Origin of the sequence: Marinicrinis lubricantis, from assembly GCF_042658665.1 — a bacterium.
GTDB lineage: Bacteria > Bacillota > Bacilli > Paenibacillales > KCTC-33676 > Marinicrinis > Marinicrinis lubricantis.
This window is the reverse complement of the sequence record NZ_JBHSQV010000187.1, coordinates 165,447-189,120: the sequence shown is the minus strand read 5'-3', so window position 1 is coordinate 189,120 and position 23,674 is coordinate 165,447. Positions and strand designations below refer to the sequence as shown.

The following is a 23,674-nucleotide window of genomic DNA, read 5'->3' as shown; positions in this document are numbered from 1 at the left end:
GAGTTCACCTCATCTCAATTGGTTGGTTTAGTCGCTTAACCTATTCGAGATTTGGGGAGGTACTCCTTTTTCTATGTCTAAAAAAGTCAGTCATATCAAGGCATGAGATTTATGAAATTGATTCATACAGTATTATTTTTTGCATTTTGTGAAAAAATGCGCTGTAAAAATAATGTCAATGGACGGGAGATGGATTTATCATCTATATAAGGATGGAAAGATGAAGTTGAAATTTCATCTGCCAGTAGTTGACGCCTAGGCCTCCCAAAAGGCATAATAGTTAGAAAATCTGAAATTTGAAAGGAAATCATCATGGGCATTGACGATTTGATGGATAGGGCAAGTACGTACATGAAGCCTGAAGAATTGCAATCGATTCGACAAGCTTATGAATTTGCCGACAAAGCCCATCAAGGACAAGTTAGGAAGTCCGGCGAACCTTATATTCTGCACCCATTAGCAGTGGCTGAAATATTAGTCAATATGCAAATGGATGTGACATCGATTATTGCTGCTCTGCTGCATGATGTCGTCGAAGATACTACGGTCTCTCTTGATGTCGTGCGTGAATATTTTGGAGATACGTGCGCAATGCTGGTGGACGGCTTGACCAAGCTGGAAAAAATCCGGTTTAAGACCCGTGAAGAGCATCAGAATGAAAATTACCGGAAAATGTTTGTCGCTATGGCGCAGGATATTCGGGTGATTCTCATTAAGCTGGCCGATCGTCTCCACAATATGCGTACGTTGAAATATCAGTCGGAAGAAAGCCAACGACGGATTGCCCGTGAAACATTGGAGATCTTTTGTCCCATTGCCCATCGGCTCGGAATATCTGCCATCAAATGGGAGATGGAGGATATTGCGCTGCGATATTTAAACCCTCAGCAATATTATCGGGTTGCTAATTTAATGAAGAAAAAACGCGCGGAACGGGAACAATACATTTCCAACGTGATCGACAACATTTCGCAGAAGCTGAGCGAGATGGGTGTTAAAGCGGATATATCCGGCAGACCCAAGCATATCTATAGTATCTATAACAAAATGGTAACCCAAAATAAACAATTTAATGAGATTTACGATTTGCTTGCGATCCGGGTCATCGTAGACAACATTAAAGATTGTTATGCCACATTAGGGATTATTCATACATTGTGGAAGCCGATGCCGGGCCGTTTCAAGGATTACATTGCGATGCCGAAGCCTAACATGTACCAGTCGCTTCATACGACCGTGATCGGACCGAATGGCGAACCGCTGGAGGTGCAAATTCGTACTTGGGAAATGCATCGGACGAGCGAGTTTGGTGTGGCTGCGCATTGGGCCTATAAAGAGAATGAACAAAATCCAGGAGATACGTTTGAAAGGTTCCGGTTTTTCCGAGAAATTATGGAGCTGCAGAAGGAAGCGAGCGATGCAGCGGAATTTGTAGAATCGCTGAAGATGGATTTCTTTTCCGATTTAGTGTTCGTGTTTACACCGAAAGGCGAAGTGTTCGAGCTCCCGGCGGGATCCGTGCCGCTTGATTTTGCATATCGCATTCATACAGAGGTCGGTAATCGTACCATCGGCGCAAAGGTGAACGGCCGTATCGTTCCTTTGGATCATCGCTTAAAGACGGGAGATATCGTTGAAATACTAACCTCGAAGCACTCTTACGGACCAAGTCAGGATTGGCTCAAGATCGTGCAGTCCTCTCATGCCAAGTCTAAAATCAAGCAGTGGTTTAAAAAGGAGAAGCGTGAGGAAAACGTCGAAAAAGGCAGAGATGCCGTTGAACGGGAAATTCGACGTTTGGGTCTGGAGCCTCACCTGCTCATGACGGAAGACAAGCTGCTTGAGGTTGCCAAGAAGTTCAACTTCCAAGACGAGGAAGACATGTTCTCGGCTGTAGGCTTTGGCGGCATTACCGCCGCACAGATTTGTACACGGCTGACCGAAAAGCTGCGTAAGGAGCAGGAAGAGGCTCAACTGATCGAGCTTTCGTCCCAAGTGAAGGAGATGAAGCCGGCGCAGCCGAAGAAGTCGAGACCTACGCATGGTGTTCGTGTCAAAGGCGTGGACAATTTGCTGGTGCGATTCGCACGCTGCTGCAGTCCAGTTCCCGGTGACGAAATTATCGGATACATTACGCGTGGACGGGGAGTTTCAATTCATCGCGCGGATTGTTCAAATATATCGATCGGCGGCGGAGAAGAGGAAACGGAACGCTTGATTGAGGTGGAATGGGTCGGCAGCATCGAAGCGAACTACAATGTGGAGATCGAAATTACGGGGCATGACCGCAAAGGTCTGCTGAACGAAGTGCTGCAGGTCGTCTCGGAGTCGAAAACCGTTATTTCGGCGGTAACTGGACGATCGGATAAAAACAAGGTTGCTCAAATTCATATGACCTTATTGATTCGCAATAAGGATCATCTGTATTCGGTCGTGGAGAAAATTAAGAGAGTTCAGGATGTCTATTCCGTACAGCGGATTATGCAGCAATAACCTTAGAAAAGATAGATGACATTCATGATTTCGAGTTTAAAGGAGATTGCAATGAAGGTTATCATTCAACGAAGTAAAGAGGCAAAAGTTACGGTGGACGGGGACATTGTTGGACAAATCCGACAAGGCCTCGTCCTTCTTGTCGGTATCGCGCACGAGGATACAGAAGCGGAAGCGAAGCTTCTTGCGGATAAAATCGTGAACCTTCGTATTTTTGAGGACGAAGAGGGTAAGATGAATCTTTCGCTTCTCGATCATGGCGGTGACATTCTTTCCGTTTCCCAGTTTACCTTGTATGGTGATTGCAGGAAGGGCAGAAGACCGAATTTCATGAAAGCCGCAAAGCCAGATCATGCACGTATGCTGTACGAGCGATTTAACGAGCTGCTGCGGGAGTCGGGGACCCATGTCGAGACAGGTAGGTTTGGCGCCATGATGGACGTCCAGTTGACGAATTGGGGCCCTGTGACGTTCATTTTGGACAGCGGGGAGCTGGCATAGTACTTAACATCATCGAAACAATCACTTCCATCATCTACGATGGAAGTTATTTTTTTGTTTAGCGCGGAGACACTAGACAGTAATATAAGTCAAAAGGAGTCTTCGCATGCACATTTCAAATAAACAGGAATCCGCCTACTTGTCAGCCAGATCATGGACCGTCGATTGGAAACAAATGACGCAATCGGTACAAGCCGATGCGAAGCAGCAGCAGATCAGCGGTCTCGGTTCCGAACCTCCATCATTCCGATCTCCTTCCACCAGGGGATAGGTGATAGCCGTTCTTCTATACAAAATCAGCGGAAGTGAGTATAATGGAACGGTTAAAACCAGTATAGAAAGGCCGGTATAACCAATGACGATGATTCATGTCACGGGGGCAGCGCCATCCGATCATTTAAATATAGAGCATATTATTGGACTTTTTTTTGAGGAACCGCTTATTTCGTTTGAGAACGGAAAAAAGGTGGAGGTACCGTCTTCGGAGCAGCCGATTCATATCGATGTGAAGATAACCGGGGAGCAGCGGATCCATGCCGTCACCAGGCTGACAGATGCTGCTGCCGGGGCAGTATATACCGGTGAGCAGGAGCGTGAGGCAGAAGGAGCTTCGAACTCAAAAGAATGGAGGAAGCAGGCTAAGCAAGTGCTTCACTTCTCCATCCTGCAAGCGTTGGAGCAGTATACCGGATTGATTCAGCCATGGGGGATCTTAACGGGCGTTAGACCGACCAAGCTGATGCACAATGAGTTGAAGGCAGGCTCTACTCCGGAATTGGCTCTTATGCGGCTGAAGGAAAGGTATGGCATTCAGGAAGAGAAGATTCAGCTCATGCAGCGAATCGTGGACAGGCAGCTGGAAGCGATTCCTGATCTATATCAGCTTCGGCAGGAAGTAAGCGTCTATATCGGGATTCCTTTTTGTCCGACCAAGTGCGCCTACTGTACATTTCCGGCATATGCCATTAACGGTCGTCAAGGCTCCGTCGATTCTTTCCTCGGCGGCCTGCATTATGAAATGGATCAAATCGGGAATTGGCTGAAACGAAACGGTGTGAACGTAACCACGGTTTATTTTGGCGGAGGAACACCGACGAGCATCACCGCGGAAGAAATGGATATGCTGTATGATCGCCTCTTCCAGTCTTTTCCGAATCCCGAGCGAATTCGAGAGATTACTGTCGAAGCGGGACGTCCGGATACAATTACGCCGGAAAAGCTGGAAGTGCTGAAAAAATGGGGAATACACCGGATCAGCATCAATCCGCAATCGTATATTCAAGAGACGCTAAAGGCGATTGGACGTCATCATACGGTACAGGAGACGATTGATAAATTTCATCTCGCCAGATCCATGGGCATGGACAATATTAATATGGATTTAATTATTGGACTTCCTGGGGAAGGAATGGAACAGTTTGAGCACACGCTTCGTGAAACGGAAAAGCTGATGCCTGAATCTTTGACCGTGCATACGTTGTCTTTCAAGCGTGCTTCAGAGATGACACAAAATAAAGCCAAATACAAGGTTGCGGATCGTGAAGAAGTCAGCCGAATGATGCGGGCTGCGTCAGATTGGACCGACGCTCATGGTTACGACCCGTATTACCTATACCGACAAAAAAATATTCTCGGCAATTTGGAGAATGTGGGCTATTGCTTGCCGGGCATGGAAAGCATGTACAATATCATCATTATGGAGGAAGTTCAATCGATTATTGGTCTAGGCTGCGGTGCTTCCACGAAATGGGTACATCCGAAGACGGGGCAAATTACGCGTTATGCCAATCCGAAGGAGCCGAAGGCGTATAACGACCATTTTGAAAAATATACGCACGATAAGCTGGACACTCTGGAAGAACTGTTCGCCAAACAGCATGCATAAGTTTATGTTACTTTACAGATGCTGGAGCGGGAAATGAAACGCTTTATTTTTTGTAATACTCTTGTAACCTTTCTTTCATCTTATATTAATAATCCATGCCTATAATAATACTCGACCCCCTTTTTTAAATATACATTTCTTTGATAAAGCCTGCAGACACGTGCTGCAGGCCTCTTTCTTTTTATAGGGATTGCTTTCATAATAGGATGTAATATTCCTTGAAGGAGGTAACGATCTTGGAGGTACATATACGCAATTTGAAGTATGAAGAGTTGGATGCGGCATCGGAATTGTCTTCATTTGCTTTTCAGATGGACTTGAATCCTGCCGTATTGTCCAGCCGCAGACTCGGGCAGCAAGCAAACTTGGATCAAGTCTGGGGAGCTTTCGATGAGGAAGAAAGGTTGCTGGCAAAGCTGCATTTGCTGCCTTTTCACATTCGTATCGGCGGCAGGCTTATACCGATGGGCGGGATTGCCGGCGTTGCCACATGGCCCGAATATCGAAGACAGGGTCTTGTTGCGGGGCTGCTTCGACATAGTCTGGAGAGGATGAGATCCGAAGGCATAACGATATCGATGCTGCATCCGTTCTCCTTCGCGTTTTATAGACGATACGGATGGGAAACATTCGTGGAGTATAAGCGATATACACTGGATATGAAGCAGGTTCCTAAACGGAGCTTGGATACGGCAATGAAAATTCGAAGAATCCCAGGCAAGCAAAGGGCATGGCAGCTCATGGATGAAGTGTACCGTACTTTCAGTATGCAGTATAACGGTATGCTGGATCGTACGGAGGAGTGGTGGATCAGCCGCGTTATATCAGATGATTTGCAGCTGTATGTTGTGGAAAACACGGAGAAGGATATGGCGGAAGGATATATGATGTATCGTGTGAAGGATAAGAAAATGCACATTGAAGAACTAATATATGTTTCTGAAAAGGCGCGTCAAGCGCTGTGGAATTTGATTGGCAATCACGATTCGATGGCACGGGAACTGACGCTTCAGGCTCCAGCAGATGATGATTTGACGTATGTGCTGGACGATCCCCGTATAGGGCAGGAGATTGTGCCTTACTTTATGGCAAGAATTGTGGAGGTGAAGGGCTTTATTGAGGCCTATCCTTTTGCAAGAGGAGAAGAAATCGCCTTCAGCCTTCATGTGACGGATCAGCACGCCCCGTGGAACGACGGCGGGTTCCACATTCGGATAGATGAAGACGGCAGAGCGTCCGTAAACAAGCTGGATGTTTTAGAGCAGGCCGAAGGTCGGCAATCCATAGCGTGCAGCATTCAGCATTTAACTGCGTGGCTGCTTGGGTATACGTCCGATGAACGGCTTCTGAGGAAAGAATGCATCTCTGGAGATTCGGAGACGATCGCTCGTTTCTCTAATCGGTTAACCGGCTTGACAACCTATTTTCCTGATTTCTTTTAAACCGAATGATAATGATGGGTTGAATCAAGCGAGGAATGAGATGTCGCTGCAATTTTGCAGTCTTGACTTTAAAATAGGGTCGTATTAAAATCATGAATAAATGTCGAAACTAAAGCAAAGTCGAAATACGTAAGATTCTATGACGGGACAAAGTAGCTCGTATCACCCGCACGCAGAGAGGAATGCCGTTGGCTGAAAGCATTCTTGTGAGGAGCAAGCGAAAAGACTTCCCCGAGAACCTTCGGTGAACGGATATATATCCTATTAGCCGCAGGCGCGATGCGGGCGTTAAACGTAAAGAGTGTAGAGAACATTGTCATGATTTCTCTAAATTTGGGTGGTACCACGGGAGCAACATCTCTCGTCCCTGCTTCAGGCAGGGGCGGGAGATTTTTTTATACCCTCAAGCTCATCTTTCGCAGTATTTCGAAATCGACCACTTACCATGAAACAAAGGAGGTTAGCTGATGAGTATTCAAAAACCAAAAGGCACACAGGATTTTTTGCCTGGCATCGTTGAGCAGTGGCAGCGCTTTGAACAAAAAGCACGGGAGATCTGTGCTCGGTTTCATTATAAGGAAATTCGCACGCCTGTCTTTGAAAGCACCGAGCTGTTTTTACGCGGAGTCGGGGAGACGACCGATGTCGTTTCGAAAGAAATGTATACGTTCGAAGATAAAGGAAAGCGCAGCATGACCCTGCGCCCTGAAGGAACGGCAGGCGTCGTTCGTGCCTATGTGGAAAACAAGCTGTATGGGGAACCGGATATCAGCAAATTATTTTACATCGGTCCGATGTTCCGTTACGAGCAGCCTCAAGCTGGAAGATACCGTCAATTTCACCAGTTTGGTATTGAGGCTTTTGGCTCGGATGATCCGGCATTGGACGCCGAAGTCATCGCCATGGGCTATGAAATTTACCGTGAGCTGGGCCTATCGAACGTACGTGTAGAGATCAATTCAGTAGGCAATCCAGAGAGCCGCGCGGTATATCGTGATAAGCTGCTTGGCTTCTTAGAACCTCTTAAGGATCAGCTCTGTAAAGATTGTTTAGCGCGAATGGACAAAAACCCGATGCGGGTGCTTGACTGCAAGGTCGATCAACATTTATTCGAGGATGCACCTTCTATTCTGGACAGCTTGGACGAGGAATGCACGAATCATTTTGAGGCTGTTCAGGACCATTTGACCCGTTTAGACATTCCATTCATCCTGAATCCGAAGCTGGTCAGAGGTCTTGATTACTACACGCATACCGCTTTCGAATTTAAGAGCGAAGGGATCGGGTCGATCGATACGATCGGCGGAGGCGGCCGCTACAATGGACTCGTCTCCCAGCTGGGAGGACCGGAGCAGCCAGGCATCGGCTTCGGCATCGGCATCGAGCGCGTACTGCTCGTTATGCAGAATCAAGGGATTGTACTGGATCCTCCGAATCCGCTCGATGTATATCTCATCAGCATGGGTGAGCAAGCGGAGAAGGAAGCCGTCAAGCTGCTGTATCAGCTGAGGGCTGCCGGGATCCGCGCGGATAAAGATTATACAAGCCGCAAAATGAAGGCGCAGCTGAAATCTGCAGACCGCTTTGGGGCGAGATTTGCAGCGATATTAGGCGAAGACGAGCTGGCGAAAGGCGAAATTGTGCTGAAGGATTTAGGTACAGGCGATCAGCAATCGGTCAGCTTGAACGATTGGATCAATCAATTAAAAGAAAAATGTGAAAGGGGAGTGTAATCACATGATGCTGAGAACACATCAATGTGGAACATTAACGGAACAGCAGGTTGGCGAGACCGTCGTACTGAACGGCTGGGTGCAGCGCCGAAGAGACTTGGGAGGCGTCCTTTTTATCGATTTGCGCGACCGGAGCGGAATGGTGCAGATCGTATTCAATCCGGAGTTTTCGAAGGAAGCTTTTGAGATAGCCGATAAATCGCGGAACGAGTACGTTCTTGCTGTGAAAGGAACAGTCGTTCATAGAGATCCTGAAACTTACAATGAAAATCTGCCAACGGGAACGATCGAGGTTCGCGTGACGGAGATCGAAGTGCTCAACGTTGCAAAGAATCCGCCATTTTTTATCGAAGACGGGATTGAAATCGATGAATCGATTCGCCTGAAGTATCGTTATTTGGACCTTCGCCGTCCAGAAATGCAGCGGACGCTTATGCTTCGTTCGAAGGCAGCAAAAATTTTCCGTGATTTCTTGGATAACCATGGATTTATCGATGTGGAGACACCGATTTTGACGAAGAGCACGCCGGAAGGGGCAAGGGACTATTTGGTGCCGAGCCGAGTTCATCCGGGTGAATTTTTCGCCCTGCCGCAATCTCCTCAGCTGTTCAAGCAGCTTTTGATGGTTGGCGGTTTGGAACGATATTATCAAATCGCGCGCTGCTTCCGCGATGAAGACCTCAGAGCGGACAGACAGCCGGAATTTACACAGGTAGACATTGAAACCTCGTTCATGTCGCAGGATCAGCTGCTGACTTTGATGGAAGAGCTTGTTGCGAAGCTGTTCAAGGAAACGATCGGCGTCGACATTCCAACTCCGTTCCAGCGACTGCCTTATTCCGAAGCGATGGGCAAATACGGCTCCGATAAGCCGGACCTTCGTTTTGGCCTAGAGCTGGTAGACCTGTCCGATCTCGTCGCAGACTCCGGTGTGAAAGTGTTCGCCAACGTCGTCAAGAGCGGAGGCCAGGTGAAGGCGATCAATGCGAAAGGCTGCGGCACTTGGAGCCGTAAAGAGATTGATGATTTGGGCGTATACGCTGCACGTTACGGCGCGAAGGGCTTGGCATGGATCCAAATGAAGGACGGAGAAATGAAGGGGCCGATTGTGAAATTTTTCAGCGAAGAGGAACTGGCTGGCTTGAAGGAACGGATGCAAGCGGAAGAAGGAGACCTGATTCTATTCTCCGCCGACAGCAAGAAGGTTGTCGCCGATGTGCTTGGTAATCTGCGGCTGAAAATCGGAAGAGATCTCGGACTGATCGACGATTCCGTCTATAAATTCGCATGGGTGGTAGATTTCCCGCTTCTCAGCTATGACGAAGAAGAGAAGCGCTATGTTGCAGAGCATCATCCGTTCACTAGACCGAAAGATGAGGATCTGGAATACTTCGACACGGATCCGCTGAAAATTCGGGCGCAGGCGTATGACCTCGTTCTGAACGGCTACGAAGTTGGCGGCGGCTCAATGCGTATTTTCCAAAGAGCGGTACAAGAGAAAATGTTTAATGCACTTGGCTTTACGATGGAGGAAGCACAGGACAAATTCGGATTCTTCCTTGACGCATTCGAATACGGCACCCCGCCGCACGGAGGTATCGCGTTCGGCTTCGACCGCCTGGTGATGCTGTTGTCGGGTACGACAAACCTGCGCGAGACGATTGCATTCCCTAAGACGGCAAGCGCTACGGACTTGATGTCCGACGCTCCGAATGAAGTAAGTCCGAAGCAGCTGAGAGAGCTGCACATTGATGTGACGTATAAGCCAGAGGCTAAACAAGCAAAAGAGCAAGCATAATAATTACGCATGCCGCCCTAGTTTAAGTCGGGCAAGTCATAGATGATCATAATTCAGTGCAGTACACAGTTATTCACAGGGGTAGCATGGCTTTCGCCATGGCCTCCCCTGTATGGCTGTGATCAGATCATACGGAGGTGGAAAACAGAATATGCTTCATCAGTTTTCTAGAACGGAGCTGGCTATCGGTACCGAAGGCTTGGAAAAGTTGAAAAACAGCACGGTTGCCGTGCTGGGTATCGGCGGCGTTGGCTCGATCGCAGCGGAAGCACTTGCGAGATCAGGGGTCGGCCGTATTATTATGATTGATAAAGATGTGGTCGACATTACGAATATCAATCGTCAAATCCACGCCTTGACTTCGACGATCGGACAGCAAAAAACCGAGCTTATGAAGGAGCGCATCGAGCTGATTAATCCGGAGTGCGATGCGATTACACTCAATATGTTTTACACGGACGAAACGTACGAGCGCCTGTTTAGGTACGATCTCGATTATGTCATTGACGCATCTGATACCGTTTCATACAAAATTCATTTGATCAAGCAGTGCCTTCAGCGCAAAATCCCGATCATCTCCAGTATGGGCGCCGCCAATAAAATGGACCCGACGAGGTTCCAAGTGGCCGATATATCCAAAACGTCGGTTGATCCGATCGCTCGGGTGATTCGCCAAAAGCTGCGGAAGGAAGGGATTAAGAAAGGGGTTAAGGTCGTCTTCTCGACGGAAGAACCCGTGAAGCCTAGAGAAGATATCACCAAACGGATTGTTCCGGAAAATGCGCCCGAAATACGCAAGGCACAGCAGCCTCCCGCGAGCAATTCGTTTGTTCCTCCGGTCGCTGGTCTTATTATGGTCAGTGTCGTTGTAAAAGAGCTTTTGGAAGCCAAAGAGCGGGTGTAAAGAATGGACCTATTTTCATACGAAGAGGAAGAAAACCCGGTTGTCCGTCATCAGCTTTTGGCCGATCGTATGCGTCCGGAAACATTAGAAGAATACATTGGACAAGAGCACTTGCTGGCGCCTGGCAAGCTGCTTCGCCGGATGATTGAAAGCGACCAGGTCACTTCACTGCTTTTATATGGTCCTCCTGGTTGTGGAAAGACAACGCTGGCACATATTATCTCCCGCCGTACGGAAGCACAGTTCGTTCGATTAAACGCTGTCGATGCTTCAGTCAAGGATGTCCGCGAAGTGATTGAGCAGGCGAAGGATTATCAGAGCCTGTACGGTAAAAGAACGATTTTATTTTTAGATGAGGTGCATCGCTTCAATTCCGCCCGTCAAGATTCTCTTCTGCCGGCCGTGGAAAAGGGGATCATTATTCTCATCGGCGCAACGACGGAGAATCCGTATCATCATGTGAACGGAGCGCTTTTGTCACGGTCAACCTTGTTTCAGCTTGAGCCTTTAACCAAAGAGCATGCCTATGAAGCGATGAAGCGTGCGTTAAAGGATGAACGCAAGGGGCTTGGTAAATTGCCGATTGCTGTAGACGAGGAAGCACTGGAGCATATTGCGAGGGTGGCCAACGGTGATATTCGCAGAGCGCTAACGGCATTGGAGCTCGCGGCGATGACTTCCTCGCCCCGTGCGGACGGTACAGTACGTATTACACTGCAGGCGGCGGAAGAATCGATTCGCAGGCCGAATACGAAGGCGGATCCTTCCACGCAGTACGATGTGCTTTCGGCGTTTCATAAAAGCATTCGCGGCTCCAGCGATGCAGCGCTGCTGTGGTTCCTGTACGCTGTGGAGAAGCTGGGCATGGATCCGATGACGTTCATACGGCGCTTGACCGTTGCCTGCAGCGAGGACATTGGTTTAGCGAACCCGCAAGCTATGCTGCAGGCGGTCAATGCGATGCAGGCTTATCATCAAATCGGCTGGCCTGAAGCCAAGTATATTGTCGCCCAGGCGATCTTGTTCGCCGTGGAAAGTCCGAAATCAAACAGCGTTGCGCTGGCGATCGGCAAAGCGACGCACGCGATCGATCAGGCAGGCACGCTGGAGGTTCCGCTTCATCTGCGTGACGCCCATTATAAAGGGGCGGAGAAGCTGGGACACGTCGGGTATAAATATCCGCATGATTACCCAAATCATTATGTAGAACAGCAGTATATGCCGGATCCGCTCAAGCGCTTGACCTTGTACGAAGCAAGCGATCAGGGGATGGAGGAAAGAATTCGAACCAACCAACACCGGCGAAAGAAGACATAAGATCAAACAAAAACGTCCTCTCCTGTCATCAGGCCGAGGACGTTCGTTTTTGGCATTTGTTATTTTTGGTACGTTTGATCAATGGTACCTGCGCCGAGACATTCTTCTCCGTTGTAGAAGACAACGGCTTGTCCAGGTGTCACTGCTTTTTGCGGTTGGTCGTAGACAACCTCGACTGTGCCATCTTCCCGAGGGATGACGGTCACGCTTTGATCAGGCTGACGGTAACGGAATTTGGCTGTGCATTTGAACGGCTCTTCAGGAGCCTTTTCCTGCAGCCAGCATACATCCGACGCATAAAGTCCATGAGAGAATAGCTCCGGATGGTCTCCGCCTTGTACGACGTATAAAATATTGTTTGCTAAATCCTTTTTAGCTACAAACCATGGTTCGCCAGTGCCTGAACCGCCGATTCCCAATCCTTGGCGTTGTCCAAGCGTATAGTACATAAGGCCGTCATGCGTTCCTTTCACTTCTCCGTCAAGCGTTCGGATTTCTCCGGGACGTGCCGGCAAGTATTGACTTAAGAATTCTCTGAAATTCCGCTCGCCGATGAAGCATACGCCCGTGCTGTCTTTTTTCTTCGCAGTGGCCAGACCGGCTTCGGACGCGATTTCGCGTACCTGCTTCTTCGGTAAGTGGCCGATAGGAAACATCGCCTTCGACAGCTGGTATTGATTAAGCTTGCTGAGGAAGTAAGTTTGGTCTTTGTTTTGGTCCACTCCGCGCAGCAGGCGGTATACGCCGTTATCATCGATGACTCTGGCATAATGACCTGTAGCGATATAGTCTGCACCGAGTTCTAGTGCTTTTTCCAAAAACTCACCAAATTTGATTTCCCGGTTGCACATGACGTCCGGATTAGGTGTGCGGCCTTTTCGATATTCATCCAGGAAATAATCGAACACCTTTTCCCCGTATTCTTTTTCGAAATTGACCGTATAATAGGGAATCCCGATTTGATCGCAGACGCGGCGAACATCTTCCGCATCCTCCTCTGCCGTGCAGTGGCCGAATTCGTCGGTATCATCCCAGTTTTTCATGAAAATACCGATGACGTCATACCCTTGCTGCTTTAGGAGCAATGCCGTAACAGAAGAATCGACGCCGCCGGACATTCCGACGACAACGCGTATATGTGAATGGTCTTTCGTTTCCATCTGAAAGTTCCTTTCTGTATAAAAATGAAGGTGCGTGATGCACTCTTTAATATCTCACCTGCCGCAAAGGAATACTACCGCTTAAAGCGGATCGTTAAAGCGAATGAAGGAGTTTGCTGTGCAAACTTGGGAGATGGCTCATCCTTTACAGTTTGGATAGACGTTTTTCTTATTATAGCAGTTTAACACATCTCGAGAAAATTGCGAAAGATGAGCGGAATGCGCATTTTTTTACCACATCGAAAAGTTCAACTCATGAAAGAATAAAGGGTTAAACTTTTCTATTGGCGATAAAAATACATTAAAACGAGGTCGTACCTCTCTGCAAGAGTTCGATAGAAGTTTTTCTCACCTTTTCCGAGTGTTCTATGTTAACATATAAAAATAGTGGGATATAGGAAACAAGTCCCCATTAGGAATAAATTTATGATAGAAGAGGTGCCGGTTTGAAAATATCGACGAAGGGACGTTACGGATTAACGATTATGATGGAGCTTGCTGCCAATTACGGAGAAGGCCCCACTTCATTAAAAAGCATTGCCGAGAAGCATCAGCTGTCCGAGCATTATTTGGAGCAGTTGATTGCCCCGCTTAGAAATTCGGGCATGGTGAAAAGTATTCGCGGCGCATACGGCGGCTATATACTTTCCAAGCTTCCGGACGAAATCACGGCTGGAGATATTATCCGAGTGCTGGAAGGTCCGATCAGCCCTGTGGACTTCACAGAGGAAGATGATCCTGCCAAGCGCGACCTATGGATAAGGATTCGAGACAGCATTGCCCAAGTTTTGGATTCGACGACGCTCGCTCATCTGATTCAATATCAAGATAATGGGGAAAATAGCGACTATATGTTTTATATTTAATACTCGAATATATACTTGCTCTGAAGCGGAGAAATGAATCATGGAACGTATTTACTTAGATCATGCCGCCACAACCCCTCTAAGACCAGAGGTCATAGAAGCGATGCTGCCGTATTTTTCACAAAATTACGGGAATGCTTCCAGTCTGCATCATTTTGGCAGAGAAGCAAGAAATGCATTGAATCGGGCAAGGGATCTTGCCGCGGAGCTTCTATCTTGCAAGCCGGCTGAGCTGATCTTTACTAGCGGCGGGACGGAAAGCGACAACTTAGCGATTATCGGCAGCATGTTCGCACAATTTCCCGCCAAAAAGCATGTGATCACATCGAAAACAGAGCACCACGCTGTGCTGGGTGCTTGCTCATATTTGGAAAAGCAGGGCTTTGACATTACGTACTTGAATGTAGATTCGAACGGACTGCTGAGCCTGGGTGAACTGGAGCGATCGATTAGACCGGATACGGGCCTCATCTCCGTGATGTACGGCAACAACGAGACGGGTGTCCTGCAGCCTATCGAACAGATCGGGGAGATCGCAAGATCGCACGGTATCCTGTTTCACGTTGATGCGGTACAAGCCTTAGGTTCGATTCGTATAGACCTTTCATCTCTTCCGGTTGATTTTATGAGCTTTTCTGCTCACAAAATCAATGGGCCTAAAGGGAACGGCCTCCTATACGCCGCTGCGAAAGCACCGCTTACACCGCATTTGCACGGAGGTCAGCAGGAGAGGAAACGTAGAGGCGGAACGGAAAATGTGCCGGGAATTGTCGGTTTTGCAAAAGCGCTCGAATTAGCAGTAGAAAATGTGGAACAAAAGCAACGAACGATGCAGCAAATTCGTCTAACCTTTGTGGACCAATTGAAGAAGAAACTTGGGGAAGACAACGTCGTGCTTAATGGCCACCCTGAGCTTAGACTGCCTCACATTGCAAACATCAGCTTCATCGGCACACAGACAGAGACTATGCTGATGAGTCTGGACCTTGCTGGTATTGCAGCATCCAGTGGTTCCGCGTGTACATCCGGGTCGCTGGAAATCTCCCATGTGTTAAAATCGATGGAACTGGCGGATAATATTACGGCTTCTGCTGTACGCTTTAGCTTCGGCTGGGGAATAGAAATAGAAACGATCGACACAGCCGTAAAAAAAATTGCAACCACGGTCGAAAGAATACGTAAAACACATTAGAAGGAGGCTGTCCCGCTTGCTTCATTCGCAGCAAATCATAGGCCTGCCGGTCTTAGATATAGAGACGGGTAAAGAGTGTGGACACTGTAACGATATACTGATTTCACGGAATTGGTCGGCTGCAGGAATATTGCTCGATGTTAAGCGTTGGTTTGCATCGCCGAGATTTGTTGGTTGGGAAGATATTATCAGCGTAGGGGATGACGCCATAACCATTCCCAGCGTGGCTGTCCTTCAAGAGCTAGATAAGAAGGCAGAGGATTGGTTTGAATTGAAAAGCTTGCACGGCAGAGAAATGTTTACAATACACGGTCATCGAATCGGGGCAATCGAGAATGTGTATTTTCCCGAAAATATGGGAAGGAATATATTAGGGTTCGAATTAACGGACGGTTTTCTTACCGATATTCAAGAGGGACGACATTGGATCCCATTACCGGACAAAATTACGCTAGGGGAAGATGCGGTGATCGTCCCCGTATCGGCTGAGCAGCTCATAGAGAAAATCGTTGCAACGTAGGTCCAAGCAGTTGGACCTGGAGGATTATAGTAGGATAGGGTGAGAAAGATGCTGCGATGTCCAAATTGCAATTCCAAAGATATCGGAAAAATCGGTTCCCATCAGTTTTACTGCTGGGGATGCTTTATTGAACTGACCGTGAACGGCGACAAAATGTCGGTTTATCAGGTTGAAGAGGATGGGACGTTAAGCTCCCTCGATGATTTGTTCTTCGAGGAGGAAATGTCTCAGCTACACGTTTCGCCGTAGCGGACGGGGACATGACTTTAAAATCACTTAAGCTCTGCAAGGAGCTTAGGTGATTTTTTTGTTATAGTCCGATATGCGGCAGACTTCACCTTCTCTGCTTATTTATGGAGTAAGATGTCCAAGCAGTACATATACTGTAAAGAGCTTGCTTTTGAAGTGATTGGCGGGTGTACAGGGGGAATAGCATGGACAAATGGTTAAACCACAAAGGACTGCTGCTTCTTTTATATACTTTGATTACCGTATTGATTATTTTTTTTGTCCAACAAATTACACCGTTTCTAGGCTGGCTGTTTGGTTTTTTGAAGGCAGTGCTGGCACCATTCTTAATCGCGGTCATTATCTCGTACTTACTTAATCCGGTGGTCAGTCTGCTAAGCGAGAGGAAGGTTCCTAGAACGGTTGCCATTCTCGTCATTTACGCATTGTTTATCGGGTCTGTTACAGTGATTATGATGAATATTATTCCTATGTTTATTGCCCAATTAAAGGAGCTTAATGAGCATTTACCGGAGATGACGGCACAGACACAAAAGATGCTGCAGGCCGTTTACGAAAACCGCAATTTACCGGATTCGATAAAGGAAGGCTTGCAGACCTCGCTGTACAATTTGGAGAAATCGATCAGCGGCCAAATTTCCCGGTTTCTTAACCGTTTAGGGAGCACGATTAACACACTGCTGATTGCTTTTATCATTCCTTTTTTGGCCTTCTACATGCTGAAGGACTTTAAGCTGCTCGAGCGTACCGCATTGACGATTGTCCCTCGCAACAAACGGAAAGGAGTCGTTCGGCTGCTGGTTGAGATTGACCGTGCACTAGGCAGCTATGTTCGCGGGCAAATGATTGTCTGCGCCGTCGTTGGCGTGCTGGCCTACATCGGCTACTGGTTGATCGGCATGCCGTATCCGCTCTTGTTCGCAGGCATTGTTGCTGTGTTTAACATTGTTCCATATCTAGGCCCCTATTTAGGGGCGGCTCCTGCCATCGTTATGGCGGCAACGGTCTCGCTCAGAATGGTCATAATGGTTGCCATCGTCAATACCGTCTGTCAAGTGCTGGAGGGGAACGTGATATCACCGCAAATCGTCGGGAAAACCCTGCACATGCATCCGCTGACGATCATTTTCGTTTTGCTGGTAGGCGGGGAATTGGCTGGTATACTCGGCATGATTTTGGCGGTGCCATTATTTGCTGCGCTGAAGGTTGTCGTTCATCATTTGTTCGTTTATTATGTACGGCGAAATCCGCGTAATCCTTGACCTTCTGCGATCTTCATTTCTTGACAGGACAAAAAGGAGTCGATATAATTTTGAATGATATGGAAACTGATTGTTTTCAAGAGATTACGGTTCGCAGGCGAGGCTCCTTTAAGGAGCCTTTCTTTCCACATAGAACTTTTATAAGCTCGGTAGAAAACACTGACCCGTTACGCCGGGGAAGTGCGGCCTGTGTTTTGATGAGAATATTGTTCGTCCATTGAAAATGAAATCAATTTCAATGTGGTAATAGAAGACGTATGCAGCTTGGAGGAAGAATGAATGAAATCTAGTGAAATACGCCAAAAGTGGCTTGATTTTTTTGCCAGCAAAGGACACAAGGTGGAGCCTAGTGCTTCACTTGTACCACATAACGATCCTTCGTTGCTCTGGATTAATGCCGGCATGGCACCGTTAAAGCCGTATTTTGACGGCAGGGTGAAACCGGAGAATCCGAGGATTGCCAATGCGCAAAAGTGTATCCGGACCAACGATATTGAGAATGTCGGCAAGACGAAACGGCATCAGACGTTTTTCGAGATGCTGGGAAATTTTTCGATTGGTGATTATTTTAAGGAAGAAGCCATTACTTGGGCTTGGGAATTTTTGACGGACAAGCAATGGATCGGCTTTGATCCCGATCGCATTTCGGTAACGATTCATCCGGAGGATGACGAGGCATTCAAGCTTTGGAACGAAAAGATTGGTATTCCCGCAGAACGGATAGTTAAGCTGGAGGACAATTTCTGGGATATTGGCGAAGGCCCTTGCGGCCCTTGTACGGAAATATTTTATGACCGCGGAGAAGCTTACGGTGACTTGTCGGATCCGGAATGTTATCCGGGCGGAGAGAATGAGCGCTTTCTTGAAGTCTGGAACAATGTGTTCTCCCAATTCAATCACAACAAGGACGGTTCATACACACCGCTTCCGAATAAAAACATCGATACCGGCGCCGGATTGGAAAGATTCGCTTCCATTCTGCAGGATGTCGATTCGAACTTTGATACCGATCTGTTCCAGCCGATTATTCAGGCCACATGTGAAATTGCAGGTGTGCGTTACCGCGAAAATGCAGAGCAGGACATCGCACTGAAGGTCATTGCGGACCACATCCGTACGGTCACCTTTGCAGTTGGCGATGGTGTATTGCCGTCGAATGAAGGACGCGGATATGTCATTCGCCGTTTGCTGCGCCGAGCAGTAAGATACGGAAAAGTACTCGGTATCGACAAGCCATTCATGTACCAGCTGGTCAGCGTTGTCGGCGAGATTATGGGAATGCACTATACCGAAGTCGTAGAGAAGCGCGAATTCATTGAGAAAGTGGTTCGCAATGAAGAGGAGCGGTTTCACGAAACGTTGTCCGATGGCTTGGCCATTATGGAGCAGATCAGCCGTCAGGCGAAGGATGAAGGCCGCAGCGTGATTAACGGCTATGAAGCTTTCAAATTATATGATACGTATGGTTTTCCGCTCGATTTAACGGAGGATTATGCAGCAGAGCATGGCCTTGAAGTGGACCGGGACGGCTTCGAAGCGGAGATGAACAAGCAGCGTGAAAGAGCTCGTGCGGCAAGACATGAGACAGGCAGCATGAACATTCAAGGCGGACCTTTAGCAGATTTTACAGAGTCCAGCGAATTTATCGGTTATACCGCGCTCCATGCCGAAGGTGAAATTTTGGCGATTGTAGTAGATAATGAATGGGTAGAGCAGGTAAGCGAGGGCGAGACCTGTCAAATCATCTTGGATCGGACTCCTTTTTATGCAGAAAGCGGCGGACAAATCAGTGATAAAGGTGTGATTACCGGCGGCGATGCAGCTGCGCTGGTAGAAGAGGTCAAGAAAGCACCGCACGGTCAGCATCTTCACCAAGTCACCGTGCAGCGAGGCACGCTCCGCAAAGGTCAACAGGTGAACGCTTCTGTGGATGCTGCGATGAGGGAAGATATTATTAAAAATCACACTGCGACTCACCTAATGCATAAAGCGCTCAAAATGGTGCTTGGGGATCATGCGAATCAAGCAGGATCTTTAGTCGCACCAGAACGGCTTCGCTTTGATTTTTCGCATTTCGGTGCGGTTCAGCCGGAGGAAATCGAACAGATTGAGCAAATCGTAAACAGGGAAATTTGGGCGAACATTTCCTTGAATATTGACTTTAAACCGATTGATGAGGCGAAAGCGATGGGTGCGATGGCCTTGTTCGGAGAAAAGTATGGCGATATTGTTCGTGTTGTTCAAATCGGTGATTTCAGCATTGAGCTTTGCGGCGGCTGTCATGTGCAGCAGACAGGGCAAATCGGCATGTTCAAAATTGTGAGCGAATCTGGCATCGGCAGCGGCATACGCCGGATCGAAGCGGTGACAGGTCGCCATGCATTTGAGTTTATGGAGCAGCAGCTAGGAACACTGAAGCAAGCTGCAGCCTTGCTGAAATCGAATTTGCAGGATGTACCGGCCAGAATCGAAGGATTGTCACAGCAGCTGAGAGAGGTGTCACGGGAAAATGACATGCTAAAGAGCAAACTCAGCAGCTTGGAAGCAGGTTCTTTGACAGATCAAGTGAAGCAGGTTAGCGGTGTTCAGCTGCTTGCAGCGAAGGTGAACGCGCCGGATATGGATTCGTTAAGAAACATGGCGGATGAAATGAAGAATAAACTGCAGTCCGCCGTAATTGTGCTGGGTGCTGTCAGCGAAGACAAGGTTCAATTTGTCGCTGCAGTCACATCGGATTTAGTGAAGCAGGGTTATCATGCCGGCAAGCTGGTAAAAGAAGTTGCTTCCTTCTGCGGCGGAGGTGGGGGCGGACGCCCGGATATGGCTCAAGCCGGAGGTAAGGATGCTTCGAAGCTGGACGGAGCGATTGCGCTGGTGGAACAGCTTGTTCAGCAGCAAGTTCAAGCATAAACGTTATAAAGTTGATCTATCAACTTCACTTCGTTTGTGCGATAATAAAGTAAGAACAGGAAACCGACGCCAAGGCGCGGAATCGATAGCAGGAGGTGCAGGTGATGAATTCTATGGATAAAACGATGAAATTTAATTTTCGATCAGATGAAATTGAGACATCACCGAAAGAGATCTTGTTGCAAGTCTACGACGCGCTGCAGGAGAAAGGGTATAACCCGATTAACCAAATTGTCGGCTACTTATTGTCCGGTGACCCTGCTTATATTCCACGTCATAATAACGCCCGCAGTCTGATCGGAAAAAGAGAGCGGGATGAGTTAATCGAAGAGCTAGTGAAGCATTATTTGCACCATCACAGAAGTTAACTTGGGGGCCGATGGTTCAAGTCGTCCATTCTTCTTGGTTGAAGGAGAATAGACGGGGGTGGGCCATCGGTTTTCCTCGTTTGGCAAGCAGACTTTTATGAACCAGGGAGACGAATCCATGCGTGTAATGGGATTGGATGTAGGCGATAAAACGATCGGGGTGGCTGTTAGTGATGAATTAGGGTGGACGGCTCAAGGGATCGAGGTTATTCGCAGAAGAACCGAAGAAGCGGATCTGCAAAGATTGACTGAGCTCGCTGCAATGTACAATGTAGAACGTATTGTTGTCGGCCTTCCCAAAAACATGAACAACACCATTGGCCCTCGTGGAGAAATTTGTATTGCATTTGCCGAAATGTTACAACAAAAACTAAGCTTGCCGGTTGAAATGTGGGATGAAAGACTCTCGACCGTTTCGGCGCAAAGAACATTGATCGAAGCCGATGTCAGCCGAAAAAAAAGAAAGCAAGTGGTTGACAAGATGGCGGCTTCCATTATCTTGCAAAATTTTTTAGATTCCAAATCATGAGGTGACGAAATGAGCGAACATCAGCATAACCATGAGCATGAAGAACAACCGGAAATTATTATTATTCCGGATGAGGATGGAAATGAAGTTGAATTCGAGGTCATTATGAAGTTCGAAGTGGACAATTCGGACGCAAGGTATATTATGGTCGTTCCGGTTGAAAGTGATGATGAGGAGGAATCGGAAGTATTTGCGTTCCGATATGAGGAAGACGGCGACGACATTAAGCTGTTTACGATTGACAGTGAAGAAGAATGGGATATCGTTGAAGAGACATTCAATACGTTAATGGACGAAATGGAAGGCCAGGAATAATATGCCGGACAAGTCAGGTGAGTCGATGAGAACATGGTATTCTTTAGAGGATGCAGAGCTTGTCACTCTGCTGAGGGATGCATACGGCACACAAATCGAACTGGAGGGAGCGGGCGAAGGCATTTACTCGATTCTTGCCGAGTTCGCTCTTCATCATCAATATTACGCAATCGTTCAAAACGCTTCGATGAAAAAAGAAGGAGATATCGAAGTAATTCGTTATTATCCTTCACAGAATCAAGAGTTTGAATTAGAGAACGTCGAAGATGATGAGGAATGGGAAAACATTTCTGAAATTTATGACGAGTTTATGTATAATAAATTGGCGGATTCATCGAAAGATCAGGATGAATAGATACGAAGTCATGCATGGTGGACGGATCTTTCGTCCGCTCTTTTTGTTGACGGGAGGATTTACAACGTATGCAGCGTGAAGAATTACGAAACATTTCCGGGGAAATAGTCGAAGAACCGAAACCGAAGAAGCGGATAAAAAAGGTGTTTATCACGATTCTCATCTTAATGCTGCTTGTCATCGGAACGGTCGGCGGAATTGCACTGTTTGCTTGGAATGCCTTAACTCCCCCAGATGCTTCTTCAGAAGTGGTGCAATTCACCGTAGAACCGGGGATGAGTTCGGCGCAGATCGCAGATTTGCTTGAAGATAAAGGCTTGATACGCAATAGTAATGTATTCAAAATGTATTTGAAATATAAAGGGGAAGGCAGCGGATTTCAGGCAGGAACCTACGCCATGAACCCCGGAACGGAGCTGGACACCATCATCAGCCGATTGAATACAGGAGATGTGGTTACGGAAGAGCTTCTTAAATTCACGATTCCTGAAGGCTTTACCGTCCAGCAAATTGCAGAAAGTATAGAAGAGCAAGGATATGGCAGTGCAGATCAGTTCTTATATTGGGTACAGCATCCAGAAGCGTTCGGCTCCAAGTTAGAATTCATTGATTTTATTCCTGAAGACGAATCTTTAAAATATAAGCTGGAAGGGTATCTATTCCCCGAAACCTATTTATTTGAACCAGACATTACGGAGGCGGAACTGGTCGCCAAGATGCTCGAAGGATTGGATGAAAAGCTGAAACAGCTGCCTGAAGGCTGGGAACAGCAGTTAGACAACCTGGGCATCACCTTCCATGACATGATGACCATTGCTTCGCTCATCGAAAGAGAAGTGATTGTCGATGAAGAGAGACCGCTCGTCGCCTCGGTCATTTACAATCGGCTGAATACGGACATGATGCTGCAGATTGACGCAACGATTCAGTATTTGTTAGATAAACAGAAGGAACGCCTTCTCTATGACGATTTGGAAGTAGATAGCCCTTATAACACCTATAAATCACAGGGCTTACCGCCGGGACCTATTGCTTCGCCGGGCATTAAGTCCATTGAAGCTGCTTTGTATCCAGAGCAGTCGACTTATTTTTTCTATGTGACGAAGAAGGATGGAAGCGGGACTCATTTATTTGCTGAAACCTATGAGGAACACCTGCAGAATAAAGAGCTGAGCGAACAGGGGCAGTAACGGAAACGAAATTGAGGGATGCTTGTTGATCGTACATGAACAGATGGAACACTACGTTCGCAGTTTGGTTCCGCCGCGCAGCGAGCTGCTGCAGCGGCTCGAAACGGAAGCAGAGAATGAAGGGATACCGAATATGGTATTGTCCGGCATTTCATTGTTGTCCGTGCTCGCTGCGATCAAGCAGCCAAAACGTATATTGGAAATCGGAACGGCGATCGGCTATTCGGCGCTGGTGATGGCAGAGGCGGCTCCGATGGCGCAAATTATTACATTAGAGCTCAATGAAGAGCGTGCGGATAGAGCTCGTGTGAATATAGAGGCTGCCGGCATGGAAGAGCGCATTCAAGTGGTCTTAGGAGATGCGTCCGAAACGATCGCCCATCAGGAAGGTACTTTTGATTTCGTCTTTATAGACGCCGCCAAAGGGAAATATCCGCTGTTCTTGGAAGCCGCGCTGGCGAAATGCAGTCCAGGGGCGGTGATTGTGACGGACAATATTTTATTCCGTGGATATGTCGGTATGGACGCAGAGGATCCTCAGATCCCGAAGAAATACCGATCTATGATCAAGAAAGTCAAAGCGTATAATGAAATGCTGATGAATCATCCGCTTCTACAGACTTCGATCTTAACCGTAGGAGACGGGATAGCCGTCAGTGTAATGAATAGAGAGAGCAGGTGATTG

22 protein-coding genes and 1 other annotated feature are annotated in these 23,674 nt (G+C 47.6%); of the genes, 21 read left to right on the top strand and 1 reads right to left on the bottom strand.

Annotated features, from left to right (window positions below; genetic code table 11):
• Positions 1 to 312: 312 nt before the first annotated feature.
• From ACFPXP_RS22735 to ACFPXP_RS22695, 9 genes are all read left to right on the top strand, one after another.
• Complete coding sequence (locus ACFPXP_RS22735; RefSeq protein WP_379896812.1) at positions 313 to 2,493, top strand: RelA/SpoT family protein; 2,181 nt, start codon at positions 313 to 315, stop codon at positions 2,491 to 2,493.
• Between the two features lie 51 nt (positions 2,494 to 2,544).
• Complete coding sequence (gene dtd / locus ACFPXP_RS22730) at positions 2,545 to 2,994, top strand: D-aminoacyl-tRNA deacylase (RefSeq protein WP_379896811.1); 450 nt, start codon at positions 2,545 to 2,547, stop codon at positions 2,992 to 2,994.
• Between the two features lie 106 nt (positions 2,995 to 3,100).
• Positions 3,101 to 3,265: a hypothetical protein gene (locus ACFPXP_RS22725; RefSeq protein ID WP_379896809.1), complete on the top strand. Its 165-nt coding sequence runs from the start codon at positions 3,101 to 3,103 to the stop codon at positions 3,263 to 3,265.
• Between the two features lie 84 nt (positions 3,266 to 3,349).
• The gene (locus ACFPXP_RS22720) at positions 3,350 to 4,879 is read left to right on the top strand and encodes a coproporphyrinogen III oxidase (protein ID WP_379896808.1); all 1,530 of its coding nucleotides are present in this window, start codon (positions 3,350 to 3,352) and stop codon (positions 4,877 to 4,879) included.
• A 236-nt stretch (positions 4,880 to 5,115) separates the two neighbouring features.
• A complete protein-coding gene (locus tag ACFPXP_RS22715) occupies positions 5,116 to 6,321 on the top strand; it encodes a GNAT family N-acetyltransferase (RefSeq protein WP_379896807.1) in 1,206 nt (401 codons plus the stop codon).
• Between the two features lie 130 nt (positions 6,322 to 6,451).
• Positions 6,452 to 6,693, top strand: a binding site (T-box leader).
• Between the two features lie 95 nt (positions 6,694 to 6,788).
• On the top strand, positions 6,789 to 8,054 hold the full coding sequence (gene hisS / locus ACFPXP_RS22710; protein WP_379896806.1) for a histidine--tRNA ligase: 1,266 nt from the start codon (positions 6,789 to 6,791) through the stop codon (positions 8,052 to 8,054).
• 4 nt (positions 8,055 to 8,058) lie between these two features.
• Entirely contained in the window at positions 8,059 to 9,852 is a 1,794-nt protein-coding gene (gene aspS, locus ACFPXP_RS22705) for an aspartate--tRNA ligase (RefSeq protein ID WP_379896805.1), read from the top strand.
• Positions 9,853 to 10,003: 151 nt separating this feature from the next.
• Positions 10,004 to 10,756 (top strand): tRNA threonylcarbamoyladenosine dehydratase, encoded by a 753-nt coding sequence (locus tag ACFPXP_RS22700; protein ID WP_379896803.1) that lies wholly within the window; start codon positions 10,004 to 10,006, stop codon positions 10,754 to 10,756.
• A gap of 3 nt (positions 10,757 to 10,759) precedes the next feature.
• Positions 10,760 to 12,073, top strand: coding sequence for a replication-associated recombination protein A (locus tag ACFPXP_RS22695; protein ID WP_379896802.1), 1,314 nt, complete (start codon positions 10,760 to 10,762; stop codon positions 12,071 to 12,073).
• Between the two features lie 59 nt (positions 12,074 to 12,132).
• On the opposite strand, the gene mnmA is transcribed toward ACFPXP_RS22695, so the two are convergent.
• Positions 12,133 to 13,233: a tRNA 2-thiouridine(34) synthase MnmA gene (gene mnmA / locus ACFPXP_RS22690; protein ID WP_379896800.1), complete on the bottom strand. Its 1,101-nt coding sequence runs from the start codon at positions 13,231 to 13,233 to the stop codon at positions 12,133 to 12,135.
• Between the two features lie 446 nt (positions 13,234 to 13,679).
• Between mnmA and cymR the strand changes: the two genes are divergently transcribed.
• From cymR to ACFPXP_RS22630, 12 genes are all read left to right on the top strand, one after another.
• Positions 13,680 to 14,099 (top strand): cysteine metabolism transcriptional regulator CymR, encoded by a 420-nt coding sequence (gene cymR / locus ACFPXP_RS22685; protein ID WP_379896798.1) that lies wholly within the window; start codon positions 13,680 to 13,682, stop codon positions 14,097 to 14,099.
• Between the two features lie 40 nt (positions 14,100 to 14,139).
• Complete coding sequence (locus ACFPXP_RS22680; protein ID WP_379896797.1) at positions 14,140 to 15,291, top strand: cysteine desulfurase family protein; 1,152 nt, start codon at positions 14,140 to 14,142, stop codon at positions 15,289 to 15,291.
• Between the two features lie 16 nt (positions 15,292 to 15,307).
• Positions 15,308 to 15,811, top strand: a complete 504-nt coding sequence (locus ACFPXP_RS22675) for a PRC-barrel domain-containing protein (protein ID WP_379896795.1) — start codon at positions 15,308 to 15,310, stop codon at positions 15,809 to 15,811.
• A gap of 48 nt (positions 15,812 to 15,859) precedes the next feature.
• Entirely contained in the window at positions 15,860 to 16,060 is a 201-nt protein-coding gene (locus ACFPXP_RS22670; protein WP_379896794.1) for a hypothetical protein, read from the top strand.
• Positions 16,061 to 16,245: 185 nt separating this feature from the next.
• The gene (locus ACFPXP_RS22665; protein WP_379896793.1) at positions 16,246 to 17,322 is read left to right on the top strand and encodes an AI-2E family transporter; all 1,077 of its coding nucleotides are present in this window, start codon (positions 16,246 to 16,248) and stop codon (positions 17,320 to 17,322) included.
• 279 nt (positions 17,323 to 17,601) lie between these two features.
• Positions 17,602 to 20,232, top strand: coding sequence for an alanine--tRNA ligase (gene alaS / locus ACFPXP_RS22660; protein WP_379896792.1), 2,631 nt, complete (start codon positions 17,602 to 17,604; stop codon positions 20,230 to 20,232).
• Positions 20,233 to 20,336: 104 nt separating this feature from the next.
• Positions 20,337 to 20,600, top strand: coding sequence for an IreB family regulatory phosphoprotein (locus ACFPXP_RS22655; RefSeq protein ID WP_379896791.1), 264 nt, complete (start codon positions 20,337 to 20,339; stop codon positions 20,598 to 20,600).
• Positions 20,601 to 20,718: 118 nt separating this feature from the next.
• The gene (gene ruvX, locus ACFPXP_RS22650) at positions 20,719 to 21,129 is read left to right on the top strand and encodes a Holliday junction resolvase RuvX (protein ID WP_379896830.1); all 411 of its coding nucleotides are present in this window, start codon (positions 20,719 to 20,721) and stop codon (positions 21,127 to 21,129) included.
• A gap of 9 nt (positions 21,130 to 21,138) precedes the next feature.
• The gene (locus ACFPXP_RS22645; RefSeq protein ID WP_379896790.1) at positions 21,139 to 21,444 is read left to right on the top strand and encodes a DUF1292 domain-containing protein; all 306 of its coding nucleotides are present in this window, start codon (positions 21,139 to 21,141) and stop codon (positions 21,442 to 21,444) included.
• Positions 21,445 to 21,469: 25 nt separating this feature from the next.
• Positions 21,470 to 21,799 carry a DUF1292 domain-containing protein gene (locus ACFPXP_RS22640; RefSeq protein ID WP_379896788.1) on the top strand — a complete coding sequence of 110 codons (330 nt, stop codon included), beginning with the start codon at positions 21,470 to 21,472 and terminating at the stop codon, positions 21,797 to 21,799.
• A 68-nt stretch (positions 21,800 to 21,867) separates the two neighbouring features.
• The gene (gene mltG / locus ACFPXP_RS22635; protein WP_379896787.1) at positions 21,868 to 22,989 is read left to right on the top strand and encodes an endolytic transglycosylase MltG; all 1,122 of its coding nucleotides are present in this window, start codon (positions 21,868 to 21,870) and stop codon (positions 22,987 to 22,989) included.
• A 25-nt stretch (positions 22,990 to 23,014) separates the two neighbouring features.
• Positions 23,015 to 23,671 (top strand): O-methyltransferase, encoded by a 657-nt coding sequence (locus tag ACFPXP_RS22630; RefSeq protein WP_379896786.1) that lies wholly within the window; start codon positions 23,015 to 23,017, stop codon positions 23,669 to 23,671.
• The last annotated feature ends 3 nt before the right edge of the window (positions 23,672 to 23,674 follow it).

Bases quoted from the DNA above. Each gene is read 5' to 3' on its own strand.
- ACFPXP_RS22735 (WP_379896812.1), top strand. From the start codon at position 313: ATGGGCATTGACGATTTGATGGATAGGGCAAGTACGTACATGAAGCCT.
- dtd (WP_379896811.1), top strand. From the start codon at position 2,545: ATGAAGGTTATCATTCAACGAAGTAAAGAGGCAAAAGTTACGGTGGAC.
- ACFPXP_RS22725 (WP_379896809.1), top strand. From the start codon at position 3,101: ATGCACATTTCAAATAAACAGGAATCCGCCTACTTGTCAGCCAGATCA.
- ACFPXP_RS22720 (WP_379896808.1), top strand. From the start codon at position 3,350: ATGACGATGATTCATGTCACGGGGGCAGCGCCATCCGATCATTTAAAT.
- hisS (WP_379896806.1), top strand. From the start codon at position 6,789: ATGAGTATTCAAAAACCAAAAGGCACACAGGATTTTTTGCCTGGCATC.
- aspS (WP_379896805.1), top strand. From the start codon at position 8,059: ATGATGCTGAGAACACATCAATGTGGAACATTAACGGAACAGCAGGTT.
- ACFPXP_RS22700 (WP_379896803.1), top strand. From the start codon at position 10,004: ATGCTTCATCAGTTTTCTAGAACGGAGCTGGCTATCGGTACCGAAGGC.
- ACFPXP_RS22695 (WP_379896802.1), top strand. From the start codon at position 10,760: ATGGACCTATTTTCATACGAAGAGGAAGAAAACCCGGTTGTCCGTCAT.
- mnmA (WP_379896800.1), bottom strand. From the start codon at position 13,233: ATGGAAACGAAAGACCATTCACATATACGCGTTGTCGTCGGAATGTCC.
- ACFPXP_RS22680 (WP_379896797.1), top strand. From the start codon at position 14,140: ATGGAACGTATTTACTTAGATCATGCCGCCACAACCCCTCTAAGACCA.
- ACFPXP_RS22670 (WP_379896794.1), top strand. From the start codon at position 15,860: ATGCTGCGATGTCCAAATTGCAATTCCAAAGATATCGGAAAAATCGGT.
- ACFPXP_RS22665 (WP_379896793.1), top strand. From the start codon at position 16,246: ATGGACAAATGGTTAAACCACAAAGGACTGCTGCTTCTTTTATATACT.
- alaS (WP_379896792.1), top strand. From the start codon at position 17,602: ATGAAATCTAGTGAAATACGCCAAAAGTGGCTTGATTTTTTTGCCAGC.
- ACFPXP_RS22655 (WP_379896791.1), top strand. From the start codon at position 20,337: ATGAATTCTATGGATAAAACGATGAAATTTAATTTTCGATCAGATGAA.
- ruvX (WP_379896830.1), top strand. From the start codon at position 20,719: ATGCGTGTAATGGGATTGGATGTAGGCGATAAAACGATCGGGGTGGCT.
- ACFPXP_RS22645 (WP_379896790.1), top strand. From the start codon at position 21,139: ATGAGCGAACATCAGCATAACCATGAGCATGAAGAACAACCGGAAATT.
- ACFPXP_RS22640 (WP_379896788.1), top strand. From the start codon at position 21,470: ATGAGAACATGGTATTCTTTAGAGGATGCAGAGCTTGTCACTCTGCTG.
- mltG (WP_379896787.1), top strand. From the start codon at position 21,868: ATGCAGCGTGAAGAATTACGAAACATTTCCGGGGAAATAGTCGAAGAA.